Here is a 24,900-nt window from a genome sequence, read left to right on the forward strand (position 1 = left end):
GCCGGCCGCGGAACCCTTGGCCATTGCCTTAGCCCCTAGTCTCAACTAGGAACCGAAAGGAAAAGTATGGGAGCCCAAATTCGGGTCTACCGCCAGAAGATCGCCTCGACCACGTCGATGCAGAAGATCTTCAAGGCGATGGAGCTGATTGCTGCCTCTCGCATTGGAAAGGCCCGCACCCGCGTTGCCGCGGCGCTGCCTTATTCCAATGCGATCACCCGTGCCGTTTCTGCTGTGGCGTCCCAGTCGGAAATCGATCACCCGCTGACTACCGAGCCGGAGCAGATCCGCCGGGCCGCAGTAGTGATCATGACTTCTGACCGTGGTCTTGCCGGATCGTACTCCGCCGGCGTCCTGAAGCAGAGCGAATCGCTTAACGAATTGCTCCGTGAAGAGGGCAAAGAGGTCAAGACGTACCTGGTGGGACGCAAGGCCCAGGCGTACTACGACTTCCGCGACCGCGCTTACGAACGCGTGTGGACCGGCGGTACGGATGCGCCCGAGTTCGAGACCGCCCGTGAAATCGGCAAGACACTCCTCGATGACTTCAATACGGCCTACGAAGACGGCGGCGTGGACGAAATCCACATCGTGTTCACGCGCTTCAAGTCCATGGTTGTCCAGGAACCTGCGGTAATCCGCCTGCTGCCGCTGGAAGTAGTCGAAGAGGAAGCACCGTCCGAATCGGACATCCTGCCCCTCTACGAATACGAGCCCGAGCCCGAACAGGTCCTTGACGCACTGCTGCCGCGCTACATCGAGTCGCGCATCTTCGCAGCAATGCTCCAGGCCGCCGCTTCTGAGCTCGCCGCCCGCCAGCGTGCGATGAAGTCCGCAGGGGACAACGCCTCCGACCTTATTAAGAAGTACACGCGACTTCGCAATAACGCCCGTCAGGCTGAAATCACCCAGGAACTCTCCGAGATCGTGGCAGGTGCGGACGCGCTCAGCGCTTCCTAGCCCGCCTTCGAAGAGATCCACCAGAAAATACTTAGTCCACACGCCATCTAACTGAGTGAAGTGAGAGAGATGACTGCCCAAACTGCCGAGCACGGAGCAACCTCCGTAGCCCCGGGCGCCACAGGCCGTATCGCCCGTGTCATTGGCCCGGTTGTCGACGTCGAATTCCCGGCTGACGCAATCCCCACCATCTACAACGCACTCACCACCGAGCTGACGCTCAACGGTGAGACCAAGACCATCACGTTCGAGACCTCCCAGCACCTGGGTGACAACCTCGTCCGCGCCATCTCCCTGCAGGCCACCGACGGCCTGGTCCGCGGCGCTGCCGTGGTCGACACCGGTGCTCCGATCTCCGTTCCCGTTGGTGACGGCGTCAAGGGCCACATCTTCAACGTGCTCGGTGAGCCGCTGGACGTTCCGGCCGAGCAGCTGGAAATCAACGAGCGCTGGCCGATCCACCGCAAGGCCCCGAACTTCGCGGACCTTGAGGGCTCCACCGAGATGCTGGAAACCGGCATCAAGGTCATCGACCTTCTTACCCCGTACATCAAGGGTGGAAAGATCGGCCTGTTCGGCGGTGCCGGCGTTGGCAAGACCGTTCTGATCCAGGAAATGATCACCCGTGTTGCCCGTAACTTCGGCGGCACGTCCGTGTTCGCCGGTGTTGGCGAGCGTACCCGCGAAGGCAACGACCTCTGGGTGGAAATGGAAGAGGCAGGCGTCCTGAAGGACACCGCCCTTGTATTCGGCCAGATGGATGAGCCGCCGGGAACGCGTCTGCGCGTTGCACTGTCCGGCCTGACCATGGCGGAGTACTTCCGCGATGTCCAGAACCAGGACGTGCTGCTCTTCATCGACAACATCTTCCGCTTCACCCAGGCCGGCTCCGAGGTGTCGACCCTGCTGGGCCGCATGCCTTCCGCCGTGGGCTACCAGCCCAACCTGGCTGACGAGATGGGTCTGCTGCAGGAGCGCATCACCTCGACCAAGGGCCACTCCATCACCTCGATGCAGGCCATCTACGTCCCGGCTGATGACTACACCGACCCGGCTCCGGCCACCACCTTCGCGCACCTGGATGCCACCACGGAACTTTCCCGTGAAATCGCATCCCGCGGCCTGTACCCCGCCGTGGATCCGCTGACTTCAACCTCGCGAATCCTCGACCCGCAGTACGTTGGCCAGGAGCACTACGACACGGCTGTCCGCGTCAAGCAGATCCTCCAGAAGAACAAGGAACTGCAGGACATCATTGCCATCCTCGGCATTGACGAACTGGGCGAAGAAGACAAGATCGTCGTCGCCCGTGCACGCCGCATCCAGCAGTTCCTGTCGCAGAACACCTACACCGCCAAGCAGTTCACCGGCGTCGAAGGCTCGACCGTGTCCGTCAAGGACACCATCGAAGGCTTCAAGGCCATCTGCGACGGCGACGTGGACCACATCGCTGAGCAGGCCTTCTTCAACGTCGGCGGCATGGACGATGTTGAGCGTCAGTGGGCGAAGATCCAAGAGCAGACCGGGAAGTAAGCCCCATGGCTGACACTGCTGAACTCGAAGTCGAGATTGTCGCGGCCGACCACTTCGTGTGGTCCGGCCCGGCAAAGATGGTCAAGGCACGCACTGCCGACGGTGAAATCGGGATCCTTCCCGGCCACGCGCCGGTGCTGGCGATCCTGGCCGAGGGAGAGCTGGCCATCGAACCGGTGTCCGGCAGCCGTATCACTGTTGGTGTTGACGGCGGGTTCTTCTCCGTCGACTCCAACCGTGTGGTCATCGTCGCGGACAACGCCCAGTTGAACGACGCAGCCAACGCTGGGACCCGCTGACCCTCTGAAATGGACAGTACCTACGTGTTCATTGCGCTGGCAGCCTTCTTTGGACTGCTGGTACTTGCAACGGCGCTTTTCTGGGTGCGCCGCACACAGCTGCGGCGCACCCTGGGTACCTTCGACGCCTCCATCTGCTTCCCGCCCGGCGGGTGGCGGATGGGGGTTTGTCGTTATACGGACACCCATCTTGAATGGCTCCGACTGTTCTCTCTCAGCCCGCGTCCGCCGTACAGGTTCCTGCGCAGTTCCCTGGAGTTGAAGGGGTGGCGCCAGCCCACTGAGGCTGAGCGGGCCCGTATTCAACCCGGAGCGCTGGTAGTGACCTTCGAATACGAGGGGCGCGAGCTGCTCATGGCAATGAAGTACGACGTCTACACGGGACTGTCATCCTGGCTGGAAGCCGGTCCGGTGATAGGCATCGGCACCTGGCGCTAGGACCGGGGACTAAGTACGCGCAAAGGCGCAGGGAATCTTCCCTGCGCCTTTGCGCGTATCCAGCCGCCGGAAGGCGGCACACGCCGGCGGCACCTAGTATGGAGGCATGGAAGACGTCATTGTTGTCACCGGCCCCTCCACGCTCAACGGCTCGGTGACCGTCCCGGGGGCCAAGAATTCGGTACTGAAGCTCATGGCAGCCACGCTGCTGGCCCAGGGACGTTCCACCATTACCAACGTGCCAAACATCCAGGACGTCTGGATCATGGCTGAGCTGCTGCGCCGCCTGGGCTGCGCTGTGGATTACGACGCCGACGCCGCCGAAGTCCGGATCGACGTCCCGGCTGTTCCCGGCCACCAGGCGGACTACGACCTTGTCCGGGCCATGCGCGCTTCGATCTCCGTGCTCGGGCCGCTGGTGGCGCGGTGCCGCCGTGCCGAGGTTGCCCTCCCGGGAGGAGACGCGATCGGTTCACGCGGACTGGACATGCACCGTTCCGGCCTGGAAGCGATGGGGACCTCCATTTCCATCGACCACGGGTACCTGATCGCATCAGTGCCCGACGGGCTCCGCGGGGCGCGGCACGTGCTTGACTTCCCCTCGGTGGGCGCCACCGAGAACATCATGATGGCGGCCACCCTGGCCCGCGGCACCACCGTGATCGATAACGCCGCGCGGGAGCCGGAGATCACCGACATAGCGCGGATGCTCTGTTCAATGGGGGCACGGATCAGCGGGATTGGCACAAATACCCTGGTGATCGAGGGAGTGGAGAGGCTGGCTCCCGTGACGCACCGCGTGGTTCCGGACCGCATCGTCGCCGGAACATGGGCTTTTGCCGCGGCCATCACCGGCGGCAATATTGAAGTTCGCAACGCTGATCCCCGCGCGCTCACGGTGGTGCTGGACAAGCTTGCCCAGGCCGGCTGCGCGGTGGAGACCCGCCAGGACGGGTTCACGGTCAAGGGGCCGTCCCGGCCGGAGCCGATCAACGTCTCCACCCTGCCTTATCCGGGCTTCCCTACGGATCTCCAGCCCTTTGTAGTGGCCCTGAATGCGGTTTCCACCGGCTCGGGAATGGTCACGGAGAATGTGTTCGAAGCCCGCTGGGGATTCACCTCGGAACTTGCCCGGCTGGGTGCCGTGGTACGACTGGACGGACACCATGCCCTGATCCAGGGCGTCTCCCGGCTTTCAGGGGCGCCGGTGGAAGCGAACGACATCCGGGCCGGCGCCGCACTGGTCATAGCCGGACTCGCGGCCGAGGGAACAACTGAAGTGCGGGGAGTGGACCACATTGACCGGGGCTATGAGCGGTTCATGGACTCCCTGCGCGGCCTGGGGGCCAACGTGCTGCGCCGCCGCAGCTGAAACCGTCTAGGGAGCCAGGAAGCAGAAAAGCGGGGACCAATGGTCCCCGCTTTTTGCTGGTGCTAAGAACTAGAGGGCGGTTACGCCGGTGGCCTGGGGGCCCTTGGCACCCTGGCCGATCTCGAACTGAACGCGCTGGTTCTCATCCAGGGTCTTGAACCCGTTGGACTGGATTTCCGAGTAGTGGACGAAAACGTCTCCATCGGAATCATCCGGGGTAATGAAGCCAAAACCCTTTTCCGCGTTAAACCATTTGACGGTTCCCTGTGCCATTTGCCTATCTCCTTTATTGCTGGAACTGTACCGGCACACCTCGTGCCTGTGGTTGTTACCGAAGCGGGAAGTCCAGGTTCCCTGCCGGTAAGGCAGTTCCTACAGGAGCAACACGCTCGCAACCGTCTTGCGAGCATGAAAAACACCTACACAAAGACTGGTTATAGCGTTACATACCACTAAAGAGCCGTCAACGGATTTGACGGAAAATCTTTGCAGATTTTCCGGCACTTGTTTTGCAGGGTTAAAGGCCCCGGTTAACGGGGTTGCTAACCGCGCGGAAAGGGTTAGAACAGGCGCGACTCGACGTCGTCAACGCCGCGCATTTCGTCATAGTCCAGCGTGAGGCAATCAATGCCCCGGTCCGCTGCAAGGACCCTTGCCTGCGGCTTGATTTGCTGGGCGGCAAACACGCCGCGCACCGGCGCCAGCAGGGGATCGCGGTTCAGCAGCTCCAGGTACCGGGTGAGCTGCTCGACGCCGTCAATGTCACCGCGGCGTTTGAGCTCCACGGCCACCGTGCCGCCGTCGGCGTCGCGGGCGAGGATGTCCACCGGGCCGATCGCGGTCATGTATTCGCGGCGAATCAGTGTGTATCCCTCGCCAAGCTTGGTGATCTGTTCGGCAAGGAGCCGTTGAAGGTCCGCCTCCACGCCGTCCTTGATCAACCCGGGATCGGTCCCCAGGTCATGGGCAACATCAGAGAGGTGCTCGTAAACGCTGATGACCAGCTTGTCGTCGGTCTTGGCGCTCTGGACGTTCCAGACCTCCACGACGCCTGCCTCGGCATCGTCTTCGCCGGGCTCGGTAATCCGCAGCGTGGCCGGCGGACTCATCCAGTTCAGCGGCTTATACGAACCGCCGTCGGAATGGATCAGCACGGAACCGTCCGCCTTGACCATCAGCAGACGGGTAGCGAGGGGCAAATGGGCACGGAGGCGGCCGACGTAGTCAACGGAGCAGCGGGCTATCACTAAACGCACAGTTGCACTTTACCGGTTCGGCTGCGGCAAGATGGTTTTATGCCCCGCTCCAACCGTCCCCGCCGGCAGCTGCCGGCCTCCAGCACCGCGGCCGGGCGCAATGCGCGCCGCAAGTGGGCCGCGCCGGTTCCGGAGATTGATTTGGAGCGCTCCCGCGCGGGGCTGCCGCAGCGCGAGTCGGCGTCCGACGGCGAATGGTCGGTGCGCCGGATCACCGCACGGAACGCGGCCAAGGACTACCGCTGCCCGGGATGCGGGCAGGTTATTCCGCCCGGGATCGAGCATTTGGTGGTCTGGCAGGAAGACTCCCTCTTCGGCCGGCAGAGCGCGGTCGAGGACCGGCGCCACTGGCATGCCCGGTGCTGGCGCACCCGTCCGGGCTCAGCGCCCCGCCGCTAGCCCTGGTCCTGCCGGGTACAGCTAGATCCGGTCCTGGCGGGCGATGACGACTTCCTTCATCAGCAGCAGCACTGCCGCCGCCGTTGGAATGGCGATCAGGGCGCCGAGGACACCCAGCAGGGTGCCGCCGGCGATCACGGCAATAACCGCGACGGCGCCCGGCACTGCCACAGCACGCTGCATCACGCGCGGTGAAACGAAGTATGCCTCGAACTGGAGATAAGCCATGTAGAGGATGGCGAAGACCACGGCCGTCTGCCAGCTCGAGGTCAGCGCTACGAGGGAGACAAGCACCAGGGCGATCGGCGGGCCGACCAGTGGGATGAAGGCCAGGAGCGCCACCACGAAGGCCAGGAGGACAGAGAACGGAACCCCGGTGATGGTCATGATGATGAAGGCGTAGAGGGCATCAAGCAGTGCAACGAAACCCTGGCCGATCACGTAGTTGCCCACGCTGCCGGTGATTTCCTCCGAGAGCGCTTCGACGCGCCTGCGCCGGCTGCGCGGTGCCAGCCGGTAGGCCCATTTTTTCATGGACGGCAGCGAGGCAAGGAAGTAGAGCGTAAGCACCAGAATGATCAGGGCGCCAAACAGGCCGTTGGCTATAACCGTGCCCACGCTGAGCACACCGCCGAAGATCCCGCCTACTGCATCGGCGTTGGAGAAGAATTTCTGTACCTCTTCATCCACGCGTTCGCGGATCTTGAACTGGGCCTCAATCTGCAGGAAGAAATCGGAGGAGAGGAACCGGTCCACATAGCTTGGTGCGTTGTTGACGATTTCGGTGGTCTGGCTGACGATCGTGGGGATCAGGGTGGCGAAGAAGGCGGTGACGGCACCGGCCAGGACCACCACTACTATGGCTATCCCGGCAGGCCGCGGGACCCCGCGGGCACTGAGCCAGCGAACTACCGGGTCCAGGCCGAGGGCAATAAAAAGAGCGGCGCCGATCCAGACCAGCAGTTCACCGACGTTGGTGATGATGAAGAACAGGAGCAGGGCGAATCCGACGCCCACGGTGAACATAAAACCGAACCGGATAGGGTGCTTGTCCGGACCGGCGCCCGTGGAAAGCGGCGGGGGAGGGCCGCCGAACCGGCGTCGTTCATCAGAGAGCTTGGCCTCCGGATCGACCTCAGGCTCGGGAAGGATCTCAAGGTCCTGGTCTTCGGGCGGGAAATCGAACTGCGGGCGCGGCCGCGCCCCCGGAATGCGGGAAACCATGCGCCAGAGGCGTGAGCCGGCCGAGTTGAGGCGCTCACGACGGGTGGGAACCGTGCCCGGAGCAGGAAGTGGTTCGTCGACGGGAAGGTCCCGGTCTTCGCTCATCGGCCTTGCTCTCCCTCGGTGCCTGCACTGGTGCGCGGGGTGTACCGTGCCGCGCCAGATTATCAGTCGAACACCGGCGGCGGGCGAAGACCCGCTGCACACCGCGGTTGGCGGCCGACGGCCAAAATGTGCTCTTGCGGGCCCTTTCGTTACCATAGGGTTATAAAGCAACCGCCAACCACGATGACCATAGGGGCATCAGTCCCGTTCCCGCTGCCTACAGGCGCGCGGAGGACCGTGACCAACGATAGGTAAGCTGTGCGAAACAAAATTGCAGTTCCGCTCATAGTGCTCGGAATCCTGATGATGCTCGTCGGGATTGGCCAGCGCACTCTCTGGGCGCCGCCCCAGACCGTAACGGCCCAGGCCCCGGAGGGCAGCGGTGCCGCGCCCGTTGCAGTGCTCGAGGCAGACCTGCTGGCCTCCCGCCCGGACGGTGCCGAGATCACGGTCCGCTCCGATGACGGCGTCTTCCTGGCCGTGGGACGTTCGGCCGATGTCGACGCGTGGGTGGACGGCGCAGCAGTGACCCGGATTGGTGCCGGTGCCGAAGATTCACTGAGTGCCGAAACCAGTGAGGGCGAAGCCAGCGTGCCCAGCCCCGCCGGGTCCGACCTTTGGGTCAGCGAGGAAGCCGTGGACGGCGAGCTTTCCTACACCTGGACGGAGCCCGCCCCGGGGGACTGGTCAGTACTGATCGCCTCCGACGGAACCGCGCCTGCTCCCACCGACATCACCATCAGCTGGCCGAACGACCAGGGCACGCCGCTGGCGGTTCCCCTGATTATCGCCGGTGCACTGGCAGCCGTGCTTGGCCTGGCCCTGGCCTTCCTGGCCCGCGGCAGGAAGCCGACGCCGCCGGCGCCCGGCAGTCGGCGGGCAGTGCGCGAATCCGACACCGCTGCGCAGCGCATCGTTGCCCGCCGCGGAGATAAGACCTCCGCGCAGTCCTCTTCTTCCACGGCACGCCGTACGGCAGCCGGATTCACGGCAGCTGCGCTTGCCGGCGGCCTGGCCGTGGGCCTGGCGCCCGGGGCAGCAACTGCGGCCGACGCGCCCGCGCAGGAGGAAAACTACCCCGTAGTCCTGGACGGGCAGTTGTCCCGGATCCTCAGTTCCGTGGCCGGAACGGTGCAGAAGGCGGATGCCGCAAAGGACGCTTCGCTGCTGGCTGAGCGCACGGCGTCCACGGCCCTTGCGCTGCGGGAAGCGAATTACGCCACGGCTTCCAAGGTTCCGGACACGAAGGCCCCGGCCGCTGTGGCTGCTTCTCCGCTGCTCACCGACCTCATCTCGACCGGCACCGCCTTCCCTCGCACGGTTGTCGCCGTGACGCAGGGCGGGGACAACACGGTTCCCCAGGCGCTGGTGCTGGTGCAGGCGTCCGCACGGGAGAACTACAAGCTGGTCTCCGCCATCCAGATGCTGCCCGGAACAACGTTCCCGCAGCCGCCGGCGGAAGGCAGCGGCGTAGAAGCCGTCGCCGCTGACTCCTCAGAGGGCCTGGCCATGGCTCCGCAGGCGGCAGTGGACGCGCTGGCTGACGCGCTGACCAACCCGGAGGGCGGGAACAAAACGACTTTCGCCCCGAACAGCTTCGCCGAAGCCGTCACCACCTTCCAGGCCGAGGTAACCAGCAATCCGGCAAATGAGTTCGCTACCATCACCTTCAGCCACTCCCCGGTGCCCGCCGACACCCGGGCGCTGCGAACTGCTGACGGCGGCGCGATCGTGTTCGGCTACATGTCCCACAGCTACTCCAGCGTCCCGCGCGAAGCCGGAGACTCGATCAACCTGGAGGGCACCATTTATGAGACGCTCACCGGCGAGAAGAACACTGAAGCCGGCATTGACGTGGCTTACGGCGAAGCCGTGATGCTCTACGTGCCGCCGGCCGGCGGCACAGAGCCGGTAGAGGTCGTTGGCGCGGCGCAGCAGCTGCTCTCCGCCACCCTGAAGTAACCCGCCTGCACTGATCAGCACAGCGGCGCCGCGGCATAAGATGCCTGCGGCGCCGCTGTGCTGTTCGCGGACACTTGCCCGGCAGCGCGGAAGCCGTATTAGGGTTGAAGCCATGAGCACACCGAACCACCGCCCTGCGCCCGCGCCGTCCATGAACCTTCGGGGAGCGGTGGATCTCTCCGCCCTGAAAAACCGCGCCAGCACTCCGCCGCCCCCGGCGGCCGGTGGACCAGGGGAGGGGCCTTCCTCCTATGTGGTGGAAGTTTCGGAGCAGACCTTTCCCCAGGTGGTGCAGCTCTCGGCCACCGTGCCCGTGATCGTGAACCTCTACTCGCCGCGGAGCCCCGAGTCAGCCGAGGTCACCGCTGTGCTGGAACAGGAAGCAGCCGGCCGGCAGGGACGGCTGCTGCTGGCCAACGTCGACGTCGATGCCCACCCGCAGATCGCGCAGGCCTTCCAGGCCGTGGCAGTGCCGACCGTCGCCGCCGTGATCAAGGGCCAGCCGGTGCCGCTGCTGGACCGCCCGGTTCCGGCCGAGCAGATCCGGGCCCTCATCACTGAACTGATGCAGGTGGCCGAGGCCAACGGCGTCAGCGGTTCCCTGGGAGAGGCAGGCGCCGGCGCAGAGGAGGAAGCGCCGCTTCCGCCGCTGCACCAGGAAGCGTACGACGCGATTGTGGCCGGGGACTATGACGGCGCAGCCGCCGCCTACCGCAAAGCCCTGGCGGAACAGCCGGCGGACGCGGAAGCAAAGGCCGGCCTTGCACAGGTCGAGCTGATGCAGCGGCTCAAGGACGCGGATGCAGAAGCACTGCGCACCGCAGCTGCCGAGAATCCGGACGACGTCGATGCCCAGCTGGCGGTGGCCGACCTGGATATTTCAGGCGGCCACGTCGAAGACGCCTTCAACCGGCTGATCCGGCTGATTTCCCGTAGCAGCGGCGAGGACCGTGAGCGCGTGCGGCTGCGCCTGCTGGACCTGTTCGAGATTGCGGGCCCGACAGATCCCCGGGTATCCAAAGCCCGTTCCGCCCTGGCCCGGGCACTGTTCTAGGGGTCCTAGTCCGAGCGGCGGGGTGGCGGCACCTTTTTTGTTACGGATTTCGTTCGCAAGGCGGAGGTCAGCGAAGGCCCCTGCTTGCTAGATTTTCTGTATGAGCCAAACACCTGATCCTTCCGCCGTGCCCGGCGGGGAACCGCAGAACGCACAGTCAGCCCCGGCCGGCTCAGCCCAGCCGGCACCGGCCCTGGCCATCCGCGGGCTGGCCAAGCGGTTCGGCCCGAAGATTGCCGTGAACGGCATCAACCTCGACGTGCCGGCCGGCTCGTTCTACGGTCTTGTTGGCCCCAACGGTGCCGGCAAAACCACAGCGCTTTCCATGGCCACCGGACTGATGCGCCCGGACTACGGCCAGGTATGGGTCCACGGCGTGGACGTCTGGGCGAAACCGCTGGAAGCCAAGCGGCTGATGGGCGTGCTCCCGGACGGAGTGCGGCTCTTTGACCGGCTGACCGGTGAACAGCTGGTCACCTATGCCGGCCTGCTGCGTGGAATGGACCGCCAGACCGTGGCGGAACGGACCGCGGACCTGCTGAAGGCCCTGGACCTCGAAGCTGACGCAGGCACGCTGGTGGTGGACTACTCAGCCGGCATGACCAAGAAGATCGCACTGGCTTCGGCATTGATCCATGCCCCGCGGCTGCTGGTCCTCGATGAGCCGTTCGAAGCGGTGGATCCGGTGTCCGCCGCCAACATCCGGGACATCCTGGCCGACTACGTCTCATCCGGCGGTACCGTGATTGTGTCCAGCCACGTGATGGACCTGGTGCAGCGCATGTGCGACCACGTTGCCGTGGTCGCCGCAGGCAACGTCCTGGCGGCCGGAACCGTGGATGAAGTCCGCGGCGGACAGAGCCTGGAAGACACCTTCGTGAGCCTGGTGGGCGGACGCAGCACATCGGAGGGCCTCTCATGGTTGCGCACCTCCTAAAGCTCAAGCTGATCCTGCTGCGCAACTCGCTCAAGCGCAGTCCCTGGCAGATTGTCGGAATCGCCTTTGGCGCGCTTTACGGCCTGAGCATCCTCGGACTAATGCTGGGCGGCCTGTTCTTCCTCACCTACAACGACCCTGCGCTGGCACGGATCCTGGTGATCCTGGGCGGCTCTGCTGCCGTGCTGGGCTGGGCAGTGATCCCGGTCGTGGCCACCGGCGTGGACATGACGCTGGACCCGGCCCGCTTCGTGACCTTCGCGATTCCGATGCGCCAGATGATCCTGGGGCTGGCACTTGGGTCCCTCATCGGCATCCCCGGCATCATCACCCTGGGTTCCGCACTGATCCAGGCCGTGGCCTGGTGGCGGTACCCCGCTGCAGTGCTTGCCGGAGTGCCGGCGGCGGTGGTGGCAGTGTTCACCTGCGTGGTCATGGCCAGGCTCGGGGTGGCGGCCACGACGTCGCTGGCCTCCAGCCGCCGCTTCAAGGACGTTTCAGGTCTCGTGGTCATCATCCCGCTGATGTTCCTTGGCCCGGTCATCGGCTTCACGGCCACTGCCGTCACTGTCGACGGAGACTTCCTGGGCAGGCTTGCTGACATCCTGGCCTGGACGCCGCTGGGCAGCGCCTGGGCAGTCCCGGGCGACGTCGCCCTCGGCAGCGCGGGCACTGGCCTGCTCCGCCTGCTCATTTCGGTCCTCTTCCTTGCAGTGATTACCTGGGCCTGGAAAGCGCTGCTGGCCCGTGCGCTCGTCACTCCGGCCCACAACGCCACGGCGAGCCGCAGCGCCGGCAAGCTGGGTTTCTTCGCCCGTTTCCCGGCCACTCCCACCGGTGCAGTAGCCGCCCGGGCCCTGACGTACTGGGTCCGCGACCCGCGCTACAGTGCCTCCCTGATCATCGTCCCCGTGCTCGCCGTCGTCCTGATCTTTGCGGTGCAGACTGAAGGGCTCCCTCCGGTAGTCCTGGGCATCGGTCCGCTGGTGGCTTTCCTGCTCGCCTTTGGTATTTCCGCAGACATCTCCTACGACAACACCGCGTTCGCCCTGCACCTCTCCACCGGGGTCTCGGGGACAGCGGACCGGGCTGGCCGTGCCATTGCCTGTGCTGTTTTCGCCCTGCCGGCAACGCTTATCGCGGCAGTTGTTCCTCCGATCGTCCTTGGCCGGCCGGAGGACGTACCGGTACTGCTGGGACTCTGCATCGGCCTGCTGCTGAGCGGGCTGGGACTCTCCAGCGTCTTCTCCGCCCGGTACACCTACAACGTGCCGCTGCCGGGGGAGAACGCCTTCAAGACTCCTCCGGGTTCCGCAGGAAGGACCATGCTGGTCCAGTTCCTGTGGCTGGCCGTTCAGTTCGTCGTCGCCCTGCCGCTGCTGGTTCCGGCGGCGCTGTACGCCTTCGGGCTGGGAAGCGCCTGGGGCTGGGTGAGCCTTGCAGTGGGCGTGGTCTACGGATCGGCTGCCCTCGCGGCAGGCATCCGGATTGGCGGACGGTGGCTGGACAGGCGTGGTCCCGAGGTCCTGCTGGCTGTGACAGTCAACAAGTAGGAGCGGGGGCGCCGGGTACTAAGATAGGGGCATGACTCTGCCTCCTGATCCCTTCGAATCCGACCCCATGCGCCGGGCTGACAGCGGTTCTTCCACCGCCGTCATCGAGCGCGAAGAGCAGCGCGAGCTTGTTGAACCCGGTGACGCCGAGCGTTTCTCGCACTACGTGCGCAAGGAAAAGATCATGGAATCGGCCCTATCGGGCGAGCCGGTCATTGCCCTGTGCGGCAAGGTCTGGACTCCGGGCCGGGATCCCAAGAAGTTCCCGGTCTGCCCCGCCTGCAAGGAAATCTACGAAGGGCTGCGCCCGGGCAAGGATGACAGCGGGAAGAAGTAGCCCCCGCTCTGCCCCCAGCCCTTCGTCGCCGTCGCACCCTGGACGGCAGTAAAGTCCTGATGCCCTTATGAGTGAGCCCCTGCCCGCGGAACCGCCTGCGGGCGCCATGTCCGCTGCCTATCGGCCGCTGACGCTCGGCGTCGTAGCGATTGTCACCTGCGTGGCCTTCGAAGCGATGGCAGTCACGACGGCGATGCCCGTGATCGGAGACGACCTGGGTGCCGGAGCGGGGTACGGACTTGCGTTCTCGATGTTCCTGACGGCTTCACTCCTTGGCTCCGTGCTGGCCGGTTCGCGCTGCGACGCCGAGGGACCCCGCCGTCCGCTGATCACCGGCATGGCCCTGCTGGTCGCGGGACTGGTTCTCTCGGCGGCTGCAGGGGAGTTCTGGCTGGTCACTGCCGGCCGGGCGGTTTCCGGGCTTGGCAGCGGCGCCATGGTGGTGGCGCTGTACGTGATCATTGGCCAGGTGTATCCCTCGAAGCTGCAGCCCCTGGTCTTCGGGTGGGTGGCGACCGCCTGGATCCTGCCGTCCATGGTCGGCCCGCTGGCCGCCGGGCTCCTGGCACAGTACGTGAGCTGGCGTTGGGTTTTTGCCATCGCCATTCCGATCGTTGTTGTGGCCGCCGCCCTCGTGTGGCCGCGGGTGAGGCACCTGGGTGCCCCGGAGAATCCGGATCTTGACCCCGCCCTGGGCCGCCGCCGTGCGGTGTGGGGCGTGTTCCTGGCAAGTGGTGTGTTTGCCGCACAGTGGGCCGGCAATGAAGCTGCAGCCGGGGGATCAGCGGTTCTGGGCCTGCTGGCAGCCGCCGGTGTCCTGGCTGCTGTGGCAGCGCTGGCCGTGCTGCTTCCCCGGGGAACTCTCTGGCTGCGGCGCGGCCTGCCGTCGGTGGTGGCGACACGCGGACTCATCAACGCCGCGTTCGTCTCCGCGGAGGCCTTTATGCCCGTCATGCTGCTGGCTGTCTACGGCGTGAGCCCGGCCACCGCCGGAATAGCGCTGACTGCAGGCGCGGTAGGCTGGGCCATTGGATCCTTCCTGCAGGCACGGGTACCGGGTCCCCGGCGCCACCTGCTTTTGGCCGGAGGTTCGGGGCTGCTGACTCTTTCGATTGGCGGCACCGGTCTGCTGGCAGGTGCGCAGGGGCCGTTCTGGCTCCTGGTGGCCGTCTGGTCACTGGCCGGGGTAGCCATGGGCGCGGCGCTTTCAAGTACTTCGGTCCTGGTGCTCGACGCGTCTTCGGCAGCTGACCGGGGGAAAAACTCGGCGTCGCTCCAGCTCTCCGACCAAGTGGGCGCCGTAGCGGGCACCGCCGTGGGCGGGGTGCTGCTGGCCGTGCTGGTGCAGCAGGATCCCGTGGGCCAGGAATCCGGGTATTCCCTGATGTGGCTGGTCCTGGCGGTATTCGCCGTGATTGGAACAGCGGCGGGTATCCGCAGTGCAAGTGTTAGACCAAGTACCGGAAAGGTGCATTCCCAAGCGTGAGTCCCGATACCCTGTTCGGCGGCGGACCGGCATTGCCCCCTGCCTACCCTGAGCGAGCAGCCTGGGGAACAGCCCCGAAACTGCGCCAGTGGCAGGCCGAAGCCCTGGAGAGATACTTCGCGAAGAATGACAGCGATTTCCTCGCCGTCGCGACGCCCGGCGCAGGTAAGACCACCTTCGCCCTTCGAGTGGCCACTGAACTGGTGGACCGGGGAATCGTCAACCGGATTACCGTCGTAGCGCCTACGGACCACCTGAAGCGGCAGTGGGCGGATGCGGCCGCTCGTGTTGGCCTCGCGCTGGACCCCAATTTCAAGAATGCTGACGGCCGGCACGGCCATGGCTTCATCGGCGTCGCCGTTACCTACGCGCAGGTCGCCAGCAAACCAATGCTGCACCGCGCCAAGACCGAAGCCGCCCGCACACTGGTGATCCTGGACGAGATCCACCACGGCGGTGACGCCCTGTCCTGGGGTGACGGCATCCGTGAAGCCTTTGAACCGGCCGCGAAGCGCCTGGCATTGACCGGTACCCCGTTCCGCTCCGACACTGCGCCGATTCCCTTCGTTGAATACATCGAGGACGGCGCGGGGATTCGCCGTTCCAAGGCCGATTACACGTATGGCTACGGCCAGGCGCTGAAGGACCATGTGGTCCGTCCGGTGATGTTCATGGCCTACTCGGGGCAGATGCGCTGGCGCACCAGCGCCGGAGAGGAAATGGCAGCCTCGCTCGGCGAAGCCGCCGTCACCAAGGACATCACCGCGCATGCCTGGCGCACTGCGCTGAACCCGGCGGGAGAGTGGATTCCGGCCGTCCTGGCCGCTGCCGACCGACGGCTCAGCGAGGTCCGCCGTACCGTGCCCGACGCCGGAGGGCTGGTGATCGCCACAGACCACGAGGATGCGCGGGCCTACGCAGGCCAGCTGAAGAAAATCACCGGGGAGTCACCCACGGTGATCCTCTCTGACGACGCCAAGGCGTCGGAAAAGATCGATGACTTCTCCGCCGGGACTTCCCGGTGGATGGTGGCCGTGCGCATGGTGTCCGAAGGGGTGGACGTGCCGCGCCTCGCCGTCGGCGTTTATGCGACCTCCACGGCGACGCCGCTGTTCTTTGCCCAGGCCGTGGGACGTTTTGTGCGTGCCCGGAAACGGGGCGAAACGGCGTCGGTATTCCTGCCCTCCGTGCCGCACCTGATGATTCTCGCCAACGAGATGGAAGTGGAGCGCGACCACGCCCTGGACCGGCCGGAGAACCATGCCGAGGAAGAGGGCTTTGGCCTTGACGACTCCCTCATGGAAGCCGCGAACCGGGAAGAAAAAGCCTCCGGTGAGCTGCAGAAGCAGAAGTTTGAGGCGCTCGAATCACAGGCGTCCTTTGACCGGGTGCTGTTCGACGGCGGCGAGTTCGGTACCGGCGGCGAGCTGGGCAGCGAGGACGAACAGGACTTCCTGGGCATCCCGGGTCTGCTGGACCCGGACCAGGTGACCATGCTGCTGCGCCAGCGCCAGCAGGAACAGCTCTCCCGACGCGGCCGCAAAAAGCCTGAGGAAGCGGTGCCGGAGCAGCTGCCCTCGGTGGCCGATCACCGGCACCTGACCGAGCTGCGCGCTCAGCTGGCCAAGAACGTCTCCGCCTGGTCTGCCCGGTCCGGGATGCCCCACGGTGTGGTCCATTCCGAACTGCGCCGGATCTGCGGCGGACCGGCCGTGGCCCAGGCAAACGAGGAACAGCTGCAGAAGCGGCTGGCCAAGCTTCAGGATTGGTTCATCGGCCGCAAATAGCCCGCCCCCCTCTCATCGAGATGACAGAAACTGCCCGTATCGGGCGCGATACGGGCAGTTTCTGTCATGTCGATGGAGTTAGAGGTCCAGCAGCTCGACGCCGGCTTCCTCCAGCTCGTCCAGGGCGGCTCGGACATCGACCCGGTCCAGGCCGCGGCACAGCTCGGGGATGACTGCCGTGCTGTACCCGGCGGCAATGGCGTCCAGGGCGGTGGCCTTGACGCAGTAGTCGGTGGCCAGGCCAACGATCACTACCTCGTCCACGCCGTTGTCCCGGAGCCAGTCGTCAAGGCTGACGGCGTCCTCGTCCGGTGCCGGTTCGGCGTCCGGGTCGCCCAGCGGCACTTCGACGTCCGGAGCGAGGAGGCCTTCGAAGCCGGAGTAGGCGGCCTCGTACTGGCCCTTGCGGAAGTACGCGTCGATGAACTCCGTGTCCAGGTCCGGGTTCAGCGCTGCCCCGTGGGTGCCGGCGACGCAGTGGACCGGCCACGTATCGCGGAAGTTCGGATTGTCGGAGAAGTGGCTGCCCGGTTCAATGTGCCAGTCCTGGGTGGCGACGACGGCCGCATACCTGTCCCGGGACGTTTCGATGTAGTCGCTGATTTCCGCCGCAGCATCGTTTCCGCCGGGCACGGCCAGGGAGCCGCCCTCGCAGAAGTCGTTCTGGACGTCAACCACAATCAGTGCACGGGTCATCGGGTTTCCTCCTCGAATTCGGTTGGGATCACGGGCTCTCCGCGCTGCAGGCGGTAAGCCGCCGCCGGCAGTTCAAGCAGCGAAGCTTCATGGCGGGCACGGGCGCGGTCCACGGCGTCCGGTCCGGTCCAGCCGGGCTGCACGACGCCGTCGGCGACGAAGGTCTCCAGCAGCTCACGGTCATCGCCGTCGTTATGCGGGAGGGCGCCAACGCCCACCACTTCGGCCACGGCGCGCCCGCGCTGGTTGATGCGGCGCAGGGCGTACTTGTGTCCGCCCAGGGACGCCTTGTTCTTGGCTGCCTTGGCTACGGAAACGAAATTCCCGTCCGTTCCTTCACGGCTGACGAGTTTGTACACCAGCCCGGCGGTGGGTGCTCCGGAGCCGGTCACCAGGGAGGTACCCACGCCGTAGGCATCCACCGGAGCGGAACCCAGCGCCGCAATGGCGTACTCGTCCAGGTCGGAGGTCACCATGATCCGGGTGGACGTGTTGCCCAGGTCATCGAGCAGCTCGCGGACCCACTGGGCCTGGGCAACCAGGTCACCGGAATCCAGCCGAACGCCGCCCAGCTTCTGGCCCGCAACGGTGACGGCGTTGCGAACGCCCTGCTCGACGTCGTACGTATCCACGAGCAGGGAGGTGTTCAGCCCCAGCGACGCGGTCTGGGCGGTGAAGGCGTCCACCTCCGAATCGTGGAGCAGGGTGAAGGAATGCGCGGCGGTACCCACCGTCTTGATGCCGTACCGCAGCCCGGCTTCCAGATTGGAGGTGCTGTCGAAACCGGCGATGACGGCGGCGCGCGCAGCGGCGACGGCGGCTTCCTCATGGGTGCGGCGGGAGCCCATTTCGATGCACGGGCGCCCGCCTGCGGCACTGGTCATCCGCGAGGCAGCCGATGCGATGGCGCAGTCGTGGTTCAGCACCGAGAGGATCAGCGTTTCAAGGATGCAGGCTTCGCCGAAACTGGATTCGACCTGCAGGATGGGGGAGCCCGGGAAATACACATCGCCTTCGGCGTAGCCGGTGATGGTGCCGGAGAAACGGAAGTCAGCGAGCCAGGCCAGGGTGCGGTCGTCCACGACGCCGTTGGCAGCCAGGAAGTTCAGCTGGGCTTCCTCGAAGCGGAAGTTGTCCAGGGCCTCGAGCAGGCGGCCGGTGCCGGCAACGATGCCGTACCGCCTGCCGTCGGGAAGCTTGCGGGCAAAGGCCTCGAACACTGAGCGACGTTCGGCCGTGCCGGAGTGCAGGGCGGCCTGCAGCATGGTCAGTTCGTAGTGGTCGGTGTACAGGGCAGCATTTGGCTGCTGCCACGCGGTGGTAGCGTTCACACCCAAAACTCTAACCCGCCGTCCCCGGCCTGCGCCGCACCCGCGGGCTGCGGAGTGCGGGCCGCGGGACGTGCGGGCCAAACTACAATTGGCACCATGAGCGTAGCCACCCTCCCGGACACCGGGACCCAGACCGACTCACTGACCGATGAGGAAACTGCTGCCGATGTGCCCTGGGTCGTGATTGTCTGGAACGACCCGGTGAACCTGATGAGCTACGTAAGCTACGTTTTCCAGAGCTACTTCGGGTACTCGGAGTCCAAGGCGGACCAGCTGATGCTGCAGGTCCACAACGACGGAAAGTCCGTGGTGGCCACTGGTCCGCGTGAAGAAGCCGAACGGCACACCCTTGCCATGCACTCCTACGGTCTCTGGGCTACGTTCCAGAAAGCCGACCAGGCCTAAGCAAGGCCCAACACCACAGGAAAGGTCCTTCTTGGCCACCGGATTCAAGCTCACCCGCAAAGGCATCACAGCCCAGCTCGAGCCGGGCGAACGTTCCCTGCTGCGCGGGCTGTTTGCCGACATCATCACCATGCTCGAGCCCAGGACCCCGGCGTCGGAAGATCCGCTGGCGGCCATGGTCGGGCTGGACACCAGCGCCGAGGCACCCGAAGATCCCGCACTGCTGCGGCTGCTGCCGAACGCTGTGGCAGAGAACGACGCCGATGCCCTTGAATTCCGCCGGCTCACCGAACGCTCCCTGCGGGAAGTGAAGACCGGCTCCCTGCGGGCCGCGTCGCTGGCACTGGAGTCCAGCCCGCTGCACCTGGACAACGAGCAGGCCAGGCACTTTGCCCAGGCCCTGAACGACGTGCGCCTTGTCCTGGGCTCCAGGCTCGGACTCAAGACGGATGCGGACGCCGAAGCGCTGCATGACATCACCGAGCCGGGTGATGCGCAGGACGTGGACCAATACCTTGCGCTCGTCTACAACTTCGTCACCTGGCTGCAGGAAACCCTGATGAAGGCCCTGCTGGACAGTCTTCCGCGCCGCTGATGCGCGGGCCGGGTTCGCCTTGCCTGTGACTAAGACCACTGGCAGCTGAGTGCACGCTGTGGGGCCTGGGGACTATTGTCGATACATCATGAGCTCTGACCATCCGGGTACTTCACCGCTGAAGGACGACCTGCCGAAGACCACTGACGCGCCGATCGGCATTTTCGATTCGGGAGTCGGTGGCCTCACTGTTGCCCGTGCCGTGATCGACCAGCTGCCCAACGAATCGATCCTCTATGTCGGAGACACTGCCCACGGCCCCTACGGGCCGCTGCCGATTGCTGATGTAAGGGCCTATGCACTGGGCGTCATGGACGAACTGGTGGACGCCGGCGTCAAGCTGCTGGTGATTGCCTGCAACTCGGCATCCGCCGCCGTCCTGCGCGATGCCAGGGAACGCTACACCGGGCGTTACGGCATCCCAGTCATCGAAGTTATCCAGCCTGCAGTCCGCCGGGCGGTCGCTGCTACGCGTACCGGGCGCATCGGGGTGATCGGCACGGCCGCAACGGTTGGCTCCCGGGCATACGACGACACCTTCGCTGCCGCCCCGCACCTGAGCGTCTCCTCGGTCGCCTGCCCCGCGTTCGTTGAGTACGTGGAAGCCGGGGTCACTGCCGGCAAGGAAGTGCTGGACGCCGCCGTTGGTTACCTCACGCCCCTGAAGGAACGCGGCGTGGACACCCTGGTGCTGGGCTGCACGCACTACCCGCTGCTGACCGGGGTGATTTCCTACGTCATGGGCGAGGACGTCACACTGGTCTCCAGTGCGGAAGAGACCGCCAAGGACGTGTACAGGGCACTGATCACCCACGGCCTGGCCCGCACGGCGGACACTGCGCCGCAGCACCGCTTCGTGGCCACCGGTGACGCGGCCTCCTTTGAACTGCTGGCCCGGCGTTTCCTTGGACCCGAGGTCCTGCGGGTGGAGCATGCGGACTCAGTGGCCGCACGGTATCCCACCGGTGTCCTTGCCCGGATTACGCCCGAAATGATTGCCGCCGCACGTGCCCAGGCCGGTTTGCCGGCCGCGGACGCTGCCCTGGGGAATGGTGCCCGATGAAACTGACGATCGTAGGGTGCTCGGGGTCCTTCCCCGGGCCTGCCTCGCCTGCCTCCTGCTATCTGGTGACTGCCAGTGACGGGATACGCGACTGGCGGATCCTGCTGGACCTGGGCAACGGGTCGCTGGGAACCCTGCAGCGCTACATGGACCTCAAGGACATCGACGCAGTCCTCATCACCCACCTGCACCCGGACCACTTCATGGACCTGTGCGGACTGCATGTGGCGGTCCACTGGGATCCCGCCGGCTGGGGACGTGACCGGGTCAAGGTCTACGGGCCCGCTGCGACCGCGGACCGGATAGCCGTCGCTTATGGACTGGATCCCGATCCGGGCATGCATGAGGACTTTGAGTTCATGCAGTGGAAGGCCGGCGAACCGGTAAGGATCGGCCCGTTCACCGTGACCCCGCATCCGGTGTCCCACCCGGCGGAAGAAGCGTACGCCCTGCGCGTGGAAGCAGTGGAGCCCGCAGGGGACGGTACCCAGAGGGTCCGGACGCTGGCCTATTCGGGAGACACCGACTCCTGCCCCGGCCTCGTAGACGCAGCACGGGACACCGATGTCTTCCTCTGCGAGGCAGCCTTCCACGAGGGACGCGACGACGCGATCACCGGTGTGCACCTGACCGGCAAGCGTGCCGGTGCGGCTGCGACGGCGGCCGGGGCACGCCGCCTGCTGCTGACCCACCTTCCGGTCTGGAACGACGCGAACACGGCTGTTGCCGAGGCCCGCGAGACGTACGACGGCGACCTGGCCGTCGCCGTCGCCGGTGTCTCCTACGACGTGGGAACGGACTTTGTGCCGCCGCTGGCAGTAAACGGCAGCGAAGTGCTTGAACACCCTGCCTCGGGACGGCCGGTACACGGCCGATAGACTGGCGGCATGACTACAGCTCCGAATCCTTCGCCTGCCCTTCGCGCCGACGGCCGCACCCCCGACCAGCTCCGCACCATCAGCATCACCCGCGGCTGGTCCAGCCAGGCCGAAGGATCGGCGCTGATTGAGTTCGGCAACACCCGGGTGCTGTGCACCGCCTCCCTGACGCCGGGTGTGCCGCGCTGGCTGAAGGGCGAAGGCAAGGGATGGGTCACCGCCGAATACGCGATGCTTCCCCGCGCCACCAACACCCGTAACGACCGCGAGTCAGTCAAGGGAAAGATCGGCGGGCGCACCCATGAAATCTCCCGACTGATCGGACGCTCACTGCGCTCGGTCATCGACACCCGCGCCCTCGGCGAGAACACCGTGGTCCTTGACTGCGACGTCCTGCAGGCCGACGGCGGCACCCGGACCGCTGCGATCACCGGTGCCTACGTGGCACTGGCGGATGCGCTGGCCTGGGCCAAGGAGAACAAGCTGGTGGCACGCAGTGCCGAACCCCTGCTGGACACGGTTGCGGCCGTCAGCGTGGGCATCATCGACGGCGTGCCAATGCTTGACCTGCCCTACGTGGAAGACGTCCGGGCGGAAACCGACATGAATGTGGTGGTCACCGGAAGCGGCAAGTTCGTTGAGGTCCAGGGCACCGCCGAGGGCGCTCCCTTCGACCGTGCCGAGCTGGACGCCCTCCTGGACCTGGCGCTGCTGGGCACCTCGCAGCTCGCGGAGATCCAGCGGCAGACCCTGGCCGCTTCGTGAACGCGCCGGCACCCCGGCTGGTGCTGGCCACCCGCAACGCCGGAAAACTGAACGAACTGCGCGACCTGCTGCGCGGGCGGATCGACGGGCTCGACGTCGACACCCAGGTCATCGACGCTGAAACAGCCGGCGTCCCGGATGTTCCCGAAACCGGGGTCACCTTCGAGGAGAACTCGCTCCTGAAAGCCCGGGCAGTGGCCGAAGCATCCGGGCTTCCGGCAATCGCGGACGACTCAGGCCTCGCCGTGGACGTCCTGGGCGGTGCCCCGGGCATTTTCTCGGCACGCTGGTCAGGTGTGCATGGCAATGACCAGGCCAACCTGGACCTGCTGCTTGCACAGCTGGGGGACATTGGCCCCGAGCACCGCGGGGCCGCGTTTATCTGCGCGGCAGCGCTGGCAGTGCCCGGCGGAGAGGACGTCGTTGAGCGCGGGGAGCTGCGTGGGACCCTGCTCGCTGAACCCCGGGGAACGGGCGGCTTTGGTTACGACCCCGTCCTGCAGCCGGCGGGGGAGACCCGCAGCTGCGCCGAGCTCTCCCGCGCCGAGAAAAACGCCATCAGCCACCGAGGCCAGGCGTTCCGGGCCCTGCTGCCCGCCATCATCCGTGTGCTCGCGGCACCGCAGGCCGGCGGCGGTGCGTGATTTAGGCCACGCGGCAGCGCCGCGGATCGTTGCGGCGCCGCTCCGGGGCGGGCGGGTTCGTTCTTGCCCGGCGGGGGAGTAGGGCACAATTGGTTGCGATATGAGTATCCTGACCAGCGCCTCAGTTGACCCCGCCAGTTCCGAATCGGCCCTGGGAGGGGTAGCCCAGTGGGCCGTGGACATCATGGAGGCCATCGGCGCCCCGGGTGCCGGCCTGGCCATTGCACTGGAAAACCTCTTCCCGCCGCTGCCCAGTGAAGTTATCCTCCCGCTGGCCGGTTTCGCTGCCAGCCAGGGCAACTTCTCTATTGTCGAGGCACTGATCTGGACCACTCTGGGGTCCGTCTTCGGCGCGTGGGCGCTGTACGGGCTTGGCGCCTGGCTGGGCCGGGACCGCATGCGCGCCATTGTCGAGAAGGTGCCGCTGGTCGATATTGAGGACGTGGACAAGGTTGAGGCCTGGTTCATGAAACACGGCTACAAGGCCGTCTTCTTCGGCCGGATGATTCCCATTTTCCGATCGCTGATCTCGATCCCCGCCGGTATCGAGAAGATGCCGGTGCTCAAATTCCTGGGCCTGACCACTGCGGGCAGCCTCATCTGGAACAGCATCTTCGTGTTCTCCGGCTATTTCCTGGGCGAAAGCTGGCACATTGTCGAGGAATACGCAGGGATCTTCCAGAAGATCGTGATTGCCGCTGTCCTTGTCGCGGCCGTTTGGTACGTCACGGCCAAGATCCGTTCCTACCGCAGGAGAAAGGCCCAGCGCGCGGCCGAAGAGTCCTGACGTGGGCGTTGATTTCACCTCCATTGATTTTGAGACGGCCAATGGTTTCCGCGGCTCGCCCTGCTCAGTTGGCCTGAGCAAGGTCCGCGAAGGGCGGATCGTGGAAGAGGCCTCCTGGCTGATGCGCCCGCCTGCCGGGCACGACTTCTTTGACCGGCGCAATATCCGCATCCACGGCATCGAAGCCCATCAGGTGGCCGGGGAACCGCGTTTTGGCGAGCTCTTCCCGGAAATCGGAGCATTCATTGGCGATGACCTCCTGGTGGCCCACAACGCGGCCTTCGACCTGGGCGTCATCCGGTCCGCCCTGGAAGTCTCCGGGCTCGGCGGGCCGGCATATGACTACGCCTGCACGGTGGTCCTGTCCCGGCGAACCTATTCGCTGCCGTCGCACTCGCTGCCGTTCGTAGCCGAGGCCGCCGGCGTTCCGCTGGAGAACCATCACGACGCCACGGCGGACGCCCGCGCCTGCGCCGGAATCCTCATCGACATCGTGGCGCGCTCCGGGGCCGGCAGCCTGGCGGAATACTTCGCGCTGCAGGGCCTGCGGCCCAACCATGCCCCGGCGTACCGGCCCGGGATCGACCCGCTCTCCAAAGCCACCAGGGACGCACTGGAACGGGGAACCGGAACGGCGGCCTCGGCAGCAGCATCGTCCTTCAGCAGCTGGCCGTCCGAGGGCGTCAACCCGCCGCCGAACCCGGCTGCCCGTCCAGGGCACCCGCTTTACGGACAAACGGTTGTCTTTACCGGGAACCTGGGCATGCCCCGCCAAAGCGCCAAGGAACGCGCCGCAGAGCTGGGAGCCCGTACCGCCAGCAACGTCACCCGGTCCACTACCGTCCTGGTGGTTGGTGACGGCTTCGAAGCAGGGGACCTGCGCAACGGCCGGGTCACGGGAAAAGCCCGCCGGGTGCTGGAGCTGCACGACCGCGGACAGAACATCGAGGTGCTCTCCGAGGCGGAGTTCCTGCAAATGATCGGCGGTACCTGGCCGGCCGGCAGCCAGTAGGCTGCGGGCCCGCCAGACCAGC

The 24,900-nt window shown here is 65.8% G+C and carries 26 protein-coding genes; 21 read left to right on the plus strand and 5 right to left on the minus strand.

The annotated features are described in order from the left end of the window. The first annotated feature begins 66 nt into the window (after positions 1–66). From ABFX29_RS09865 to murA, 5 genes are all read left to right on the plus strand, one after another. On the plus strand, positions 67–960 hold the full coding sequence (locus tag ABFX29_RS09865) for a F0F1 ATP synthase subunit gamma (protein ID WP_055239631.1): 894 nt from the start codon (positions 67–69) through the stop codon (positions 958–960). A 69-nt stretch (positions 961–1,029) separates the two neighbouring features. Next, on the plus strand, positions 1,030–2,493 hold the full coding sequence (gene atpD, locus ABFX29_RS09870) for a F0F1 ATP synthase subunit beta (RefSeq protein WP_091603475.1): 1,464 nt from the start codon (positions 1,030–1,032) through the stop codon (positions 2,491–2,493). A gap of 5 nt (positions 2,494–2,498) precedes the next feature. Continuing rightward, positions 2,499–2,792, plus strand: a complete 294-nt coding sequence (locus ABFX29_RS09875; protein WP_055239633.1) for a F0F1 ATP synthase subunit epsilon — start codon at positions 2,499–2,501, stop codon at positions 2,790–2,792. A gap of 9 nt (positions 2,793–2,801) precedes the next feature. Next, the gene (locus ABFX29_RS09880; RefSeq protein ID WP_152227002.1) at positions 2,802–3,230 is read left to right on the plus strand and encodes a DUF2550 domain-containing protein; all 429 of its coding nucleotides are present in this window, start codon (positions 2,802–2,804) and stop codon (positions 3,228–3,230) included. 106 nt (positions 3,231–3,336) lie between these two features. Then, positions 3,337–4,602, plus strand: coding sequence for a UDP-N-acetylglucosamine 1-carboxyvinyltransferase (gene murA / locus ABFX29_RS09885; RefSeq protein ID WP_152227004.1), 1,266 nt, complete (start codon positions 3,337–3,339; stop codon positions 4,600–4,602). Positions 4,603–4,671: 69 nt separating this feature from the next. Here the strand turns inward: murA and ABFX29_RS09890 are convergent, their stop codons facing one another. Together ABFX29_RS09890 and nucS are read right to left on the minus strand one after the other, a co-directional pair. Beyond that, positions 4,672–4,875 (minus strand): cold-shock protein, encoded by a 204-nt coding sequence (locus tag ABFX29_RS09890; protein ID WP_055239636.1) that lies wholly within the window; start codon positions 4,873–4,875, stop codon positions 4,672–4,674. 287 nt (positions 4,876–5,162) lie between these two features. Continuing rightward, entirely contained in the window at positions 5,163–5,858 is a 696-nt protein-coding gene (nucS, locus tag ABFX29_RS09895) for an endonuclease NucS (RefSeq protein ID WP_152227006.1), read from the minus strand. A gap of 39 nt (positions 5,859–5,897) precedes the next feature. Here nucS and ABFX29_RS09900 point away from each other — a divergent pair, with 39 nt between their 5' ends. Next, positions 5,898–6,257, plus strand: coding sequence for a hypothetical protein (locus ABFX29_RS09900; RefSeq protein ID WP_152227008.1), 360 nt, complete (start codon positions 5,898–5,900; stop codon positions 6,255–6,257). A gap of 21 nt (positions 6,258–6,278) precedes the next feature. Here ABFX29_RS09900 and ABFX29_RS09905 read toward each other — a convergent pair whose 3' ends face one another. Continuing rightward, entirely contained in the window at positions 6,279–7,586 is a 1,308-nt protein-coding gene (locus ABFX29_RS09905) for an AI-2E family transporter (protein ID WP_152227010.1), read from the minus strand. A 258-nt stretch (positions 7,587–7,844) separates the two neighbouring features. On the opposite strand from ABFX29_RS09905, the gene ABFX29_RS09910 reads away from it, so the two are divergent. From ABFX29_RS09910 to ABFX29_RS09940, 7 genes are all read left to right on the plus strand, one after another. After that, positions 7,845–9,548 carry a DUF8094 domain-containing protein gene (locus ABFX29_RS09910; RefSeq protein WP_152227012.1) on the plus strand — a complete coding sequence of 568 codons (1,704 nt, stop codon included), beginning with the start codon at positions 7,845–7,847 and terminating at the stop codon, positions 9,546–9,548. A gap of 112 nt (positions 9,549–9,660) precedes the next feature. Then, a complete protein-coding gene (locus ABFX29_RS09915) occupies positions 9,661–10,602 on the plus strand; it encodes a tetratricopeptide repeat protein (RefSeq protein ID WP_152227014.1) in 942 nt (313 codons plus the stop codon). Positions 10,603–10,702: 100 nt separating this feature from the next. After that, positions 10,703–11,539 (plus strand): ABC transporter ATP-binding protein, encoded by an 837-nt coding sequence (locus ABFX29_RS09920; protein ID WP_152227016.1) that lies wholly within the window; start codon positions 10,703–10,705, stop codon positions 11,537–11,539. Next, entirely contained in the window at positions 11,521–13,092 is a 1,572-nt protein-coding gene (locus ABFX29_RS09925) for a transporter (protein ID WP_152227018.1), read from the plus strand. The genes ABFX29_RS09920 and ABFX29_RS09925 overlap by 19 nt, the downstream gene beginning before the upstream one ends. 31 nt (positions 13,093–13,123) lie before the next feature. Next, positions 13,124–13,429: a DUF3039 domain-containing protein gene (locus ABFX29_RS09930; protein ID WP_152227021.1), complete on the plus strand. Its 306-nt coding sequence runs from the start codon at positions 13,124–13,126 to the stop codon at positions 13,427–13,429. Between the two features lie 67 nt (positions 13,430–13,496). Then, complete coding sequence (locus ABFX29_RS09935) at positions 13,497–14,915, plus strand: MFS transporter (protein ID WP_152227023.1); 1,419 nt, start codon at positions 13,497–13,499, stop codon at positions 14,913–14,915. After that, on the plus strand, positions 14,912–16,702 hold the full coding sequence (locus ABFX29_RS09940) for a DEAD/DEAH box helicase (protein WP_152227024.1): 1,791 nt from the start codon (positions 14,912–14,914) through the stop codon (positions 16,700–16,702). The genes ABFX29_RS09935 and ABFX29_RS09940 overlap by 4 nt, the downstream gene beginning before the upstream one ends. 78 nt (positions 16,703–16,780) lie before the next feature. Here ABFX29_RS09940 and ABFX29_RS09945 read toward each other — a convergent pair whose 3' ends face one another. After that, on the minus strand, positions 16,781–17,398 hold the full coding sequence (locus ABFX29_RS09945; RefSeq protein ID WP_152227026.1) for a nicotinamidase: 618 nt from the start codon (positions 17,396–17,398) through the stop codon (positions 16,781–16,783). After that, positions 17,395–18,729, minus strand: coding sequence for a nicotinate phosphoribosyltransferase (locus ABFX29_RS09950; protein WP_152227028.1), 1,335 nt, complete (start codon positions 18,727–18,729; stop codon positions 17,395–17,397). The genes ABFX29_RS09945 and ABFX29_RS09950 overlap by 4 nt, the downstream gene beginning before the upstream one ends. 96 nt (positions 18,730–18,825) lie before the next feature. Here ABFX29_RS09950 and clpS point away from each other — a divergent pair, with 96 nt between their 5' ends. The 8 genes from clpS (at position 18,826) to ABFX29_RS09990 (ending at position 24,878) form a co-directional block, all read left to right on the plus strand. Next, positions 18,826–19,134, plus strand: coding sequence for an ATP-dependent Clp protease adapter ClpS (gene clpS, locus ABFX29_RS09955; protein ID WP_152227030.1), 309 nt, complete (start codon positions 18,826–18,828; stop codon positions 19,132–19,134). 31 nt (positions 19,135–19,165) lie between these two features. Further along, a complete protein-coding gene (locus ABFX29_RS09960; protein ID WP_152227032.1) occupies positions 19,166–19,729 on the plus strand; it encodes a DUF2017 domain-containing protein in 564 nt (187 codons plus the stop codon). Between the two features lie 88 nt (positions 19,730–19,817). Continuing rightward, complete coding sequence (gene murI / locus ABFX29_RS09965; protein ID WP_152227034.1) at positions 19,818–20,792, plus strand: glutamate racemase; 975 nt, start codon at positions 19,818–19,820, stop codon at positions 20,790–20,792. After that, the gene (locus ABFX29_RS09970) at positions 20,789–21,670 is read left to right on the plus strand and encodes an MBL fold metallo-hydrolase (RefSeq protein ID WP_152227036.1); all 882 of its coding nucleotides are present in this window, start codon (positions 20,789–20,791) and stop codon (positions 21,668–21,670) included. Before murI ends, ABFX29_RS09970 begins: the two co-directional genes overlap by 4 nt. Before the next feature lie 9 nt (positions 21,671–21,679). Next, the gene (gene rph, locus ABFX29_RS09975; protein ID WP_152227038.1) at positions 21,680–22,435 is read left to right on the plus strand and encodes a ribonuclease PH; all 756 of its coding nucleotides are present in this window, start codon (positions 21,680–21,682) and stop codon (positions 22,433–22,435) included. After that, entirely contained in the window at positions 22,432–23,079 is a 648-nt protein-coding gene (rdgB, locus tag ABFX29_RS09980; RefSeq protein WP_152227040.1) for an RdgB/HAM1 family non-canonical purine NTP pyrophosphatase, read from the plus strand. Before rph ends, rdgB begins: the two co-directional genes overlap by 4 nt. Positions 23,080–23,179: 100 nt before the next feature. Further along, positions 23,180–23,866, plus strand: a complete 687-nt coding sequence (locus tag ABFX29_RS09985) for a DedA family protein (protein WP_152227042.1) — start codon at positions 23,180–23,182, stop codon at positions 23,864–23,866. Position 23,867: 1 nt separating this feature from the next. Further along, a complete protein-coding gene (locus ABFX29_RS09990) occupies positions 23,868–24,878 on the plus strand; it encodes a 3'-5' exonuclease (protein WP_152227044.1) in 1,011 nt (336 codons plus the stop codon). The last annotated feature ends 22 nt before the right edge of the window (positions 24,879–24,900 follow it).

The organism is Arthrobacter gandavensis, from assembly GCF_039528575.1.
GTDB classification, from domain to species: domain Bacteria; phylum Actinomycetota; class Actinomycetes; order Actinomycetales; family Micrococcaceae; genus Arthrobacter_B; species Arthrobacter_B citreus_B.

Bases quoted from the DNA above. Each gene is read 5' to 3' on its own strand.
- ABFX29_RS09865 (WP_055239631.1), top strand. From the start codon at position 67: ATGGGAGCCCAAATTCGGGTCTACCGCCAGAAGATCGCCTCGACCACG.
- atpD (WP_091603475.1), top strand. From the start codon at position 1,030: ATGACTGCCCAAACTGCCGAGCACGGAGCAACCTCCGTAGCCCCGGGC.
- ABFX29_RS09875 (WP_055239633.1), top strand. From the start codon at position 2,499: ATGGCTGACACTGCTGAACTCGAAGTCGAGATTGTCGCGGCCGACCAC.
- ABFX29_RS09880 (WP_152227002.1), top strand. From the start codon at position 2,802: ATGGACAGTACCTACGTGTTCATTGCGCTGGCAGCCTTCTTTGGACTG.
- murA (WP_152227004.1), top strand. From the start codon at position 3,337: ATGGAAGACGTCATTGTTGTCACCGGCCCCTCCACGCTCAACGGCTCG.
- ABFX29_RS09890 (WP_055239636.1), bottom strand. From the start codon at position 4,875: ATGGCACAGGGAACCGTCAAATGGTTTAACGCGGAAAAGGGTTTTGGC.
- ABFX29_RS09900 (WP_152227008.1), top strand. From the start codon at position 5,898: ATGCCCCGCTCCAACCGTCCCCGCCGGCAGCTGCCGGCCTCCAGCACC.
- ABFX29_RS09905 (WP_152227010.1), bottom strand. From the start codon at position 7,586: ATGAGCGAAGACCGGGACCTTCCCGTCGACGAACCACTTCCTGCTCCG.
- ABFX29_RS09915 (WP_152227014.1), top strand. From the start codon at position 9,661: ATGAGCACACCGAACCACCGCCCTGCGCCCGCGCCGTCCATGAACCTT.
- ABFX29_RS09920 (WP_152227016.1), top strand. From the start codon at position 10,703: ATGAGCCAAACACCTGATCCTTCCGCCGTGCCCGGCGGGGAACCGCAG.
- ABFX29_RS09925 (WP_152227018.1), top strand. From the start codon at position 11,521: ATGGTTGCGCACCTCCTAAAGCTCAAGCTGATCCTGCTGCGCAACTCG.
- ABFX29_RS09930 (WP_152227021.1), top strand. From the start codon at position 13,124: ATGACTCTGCCTCCTGATCCCTTCGAATCCGACCCCATGCGCCGGGCT.
- ABFX29_RS09935 (WP_152227023.1), top strand. From the start codon at position 13,497: ATGAGTGAGCCCCTGCCCGCGGAACCGCCTGCGGGCGCCATGTCCGCT.
- ABFX29_RS09945 (WP_152227026.1), bottom strand. From the start codon at position 17,398: ATGACCCGTGCACTGATTGTGGTTGACGTCCAGAACGACTTCTGCGAG.
- clpS (WP_152227030.1), top strand. From the start codon at position 18,826: ATGAGCGTAGCCACCCTCCCGGACACCGGGACCCAGACCGACTCACTG.
- murI (WP_152227034.1), top strand. From the start codon at position 19,818: ATGAGCTCTGACCATCCGGGTACTTCACCGCTGAAGGACGACCTGCCG.
- ABFX29_RS09970 (WP_152227036.1), top strand. From the start codon at position 20,789: ATGAAACTGACGATCGTAGGGTGCTCGGGGTCCTTCCCCGGGCCTGCC.
- rph (WP_152227038.1), top strand. From the start codon at position 21,680: ATGACTACAGCTCCGAATCCTTCGCCTGCCCTTCGCGCCGACGGCCGC.
- ABFX29_RS09985 (WP_152227042.1), top strand. From the start codon at position 23,180: ATGAGTATCCTGACCAGCGCCTCAGTTGACCCCGCCAGTTCCGAATCG.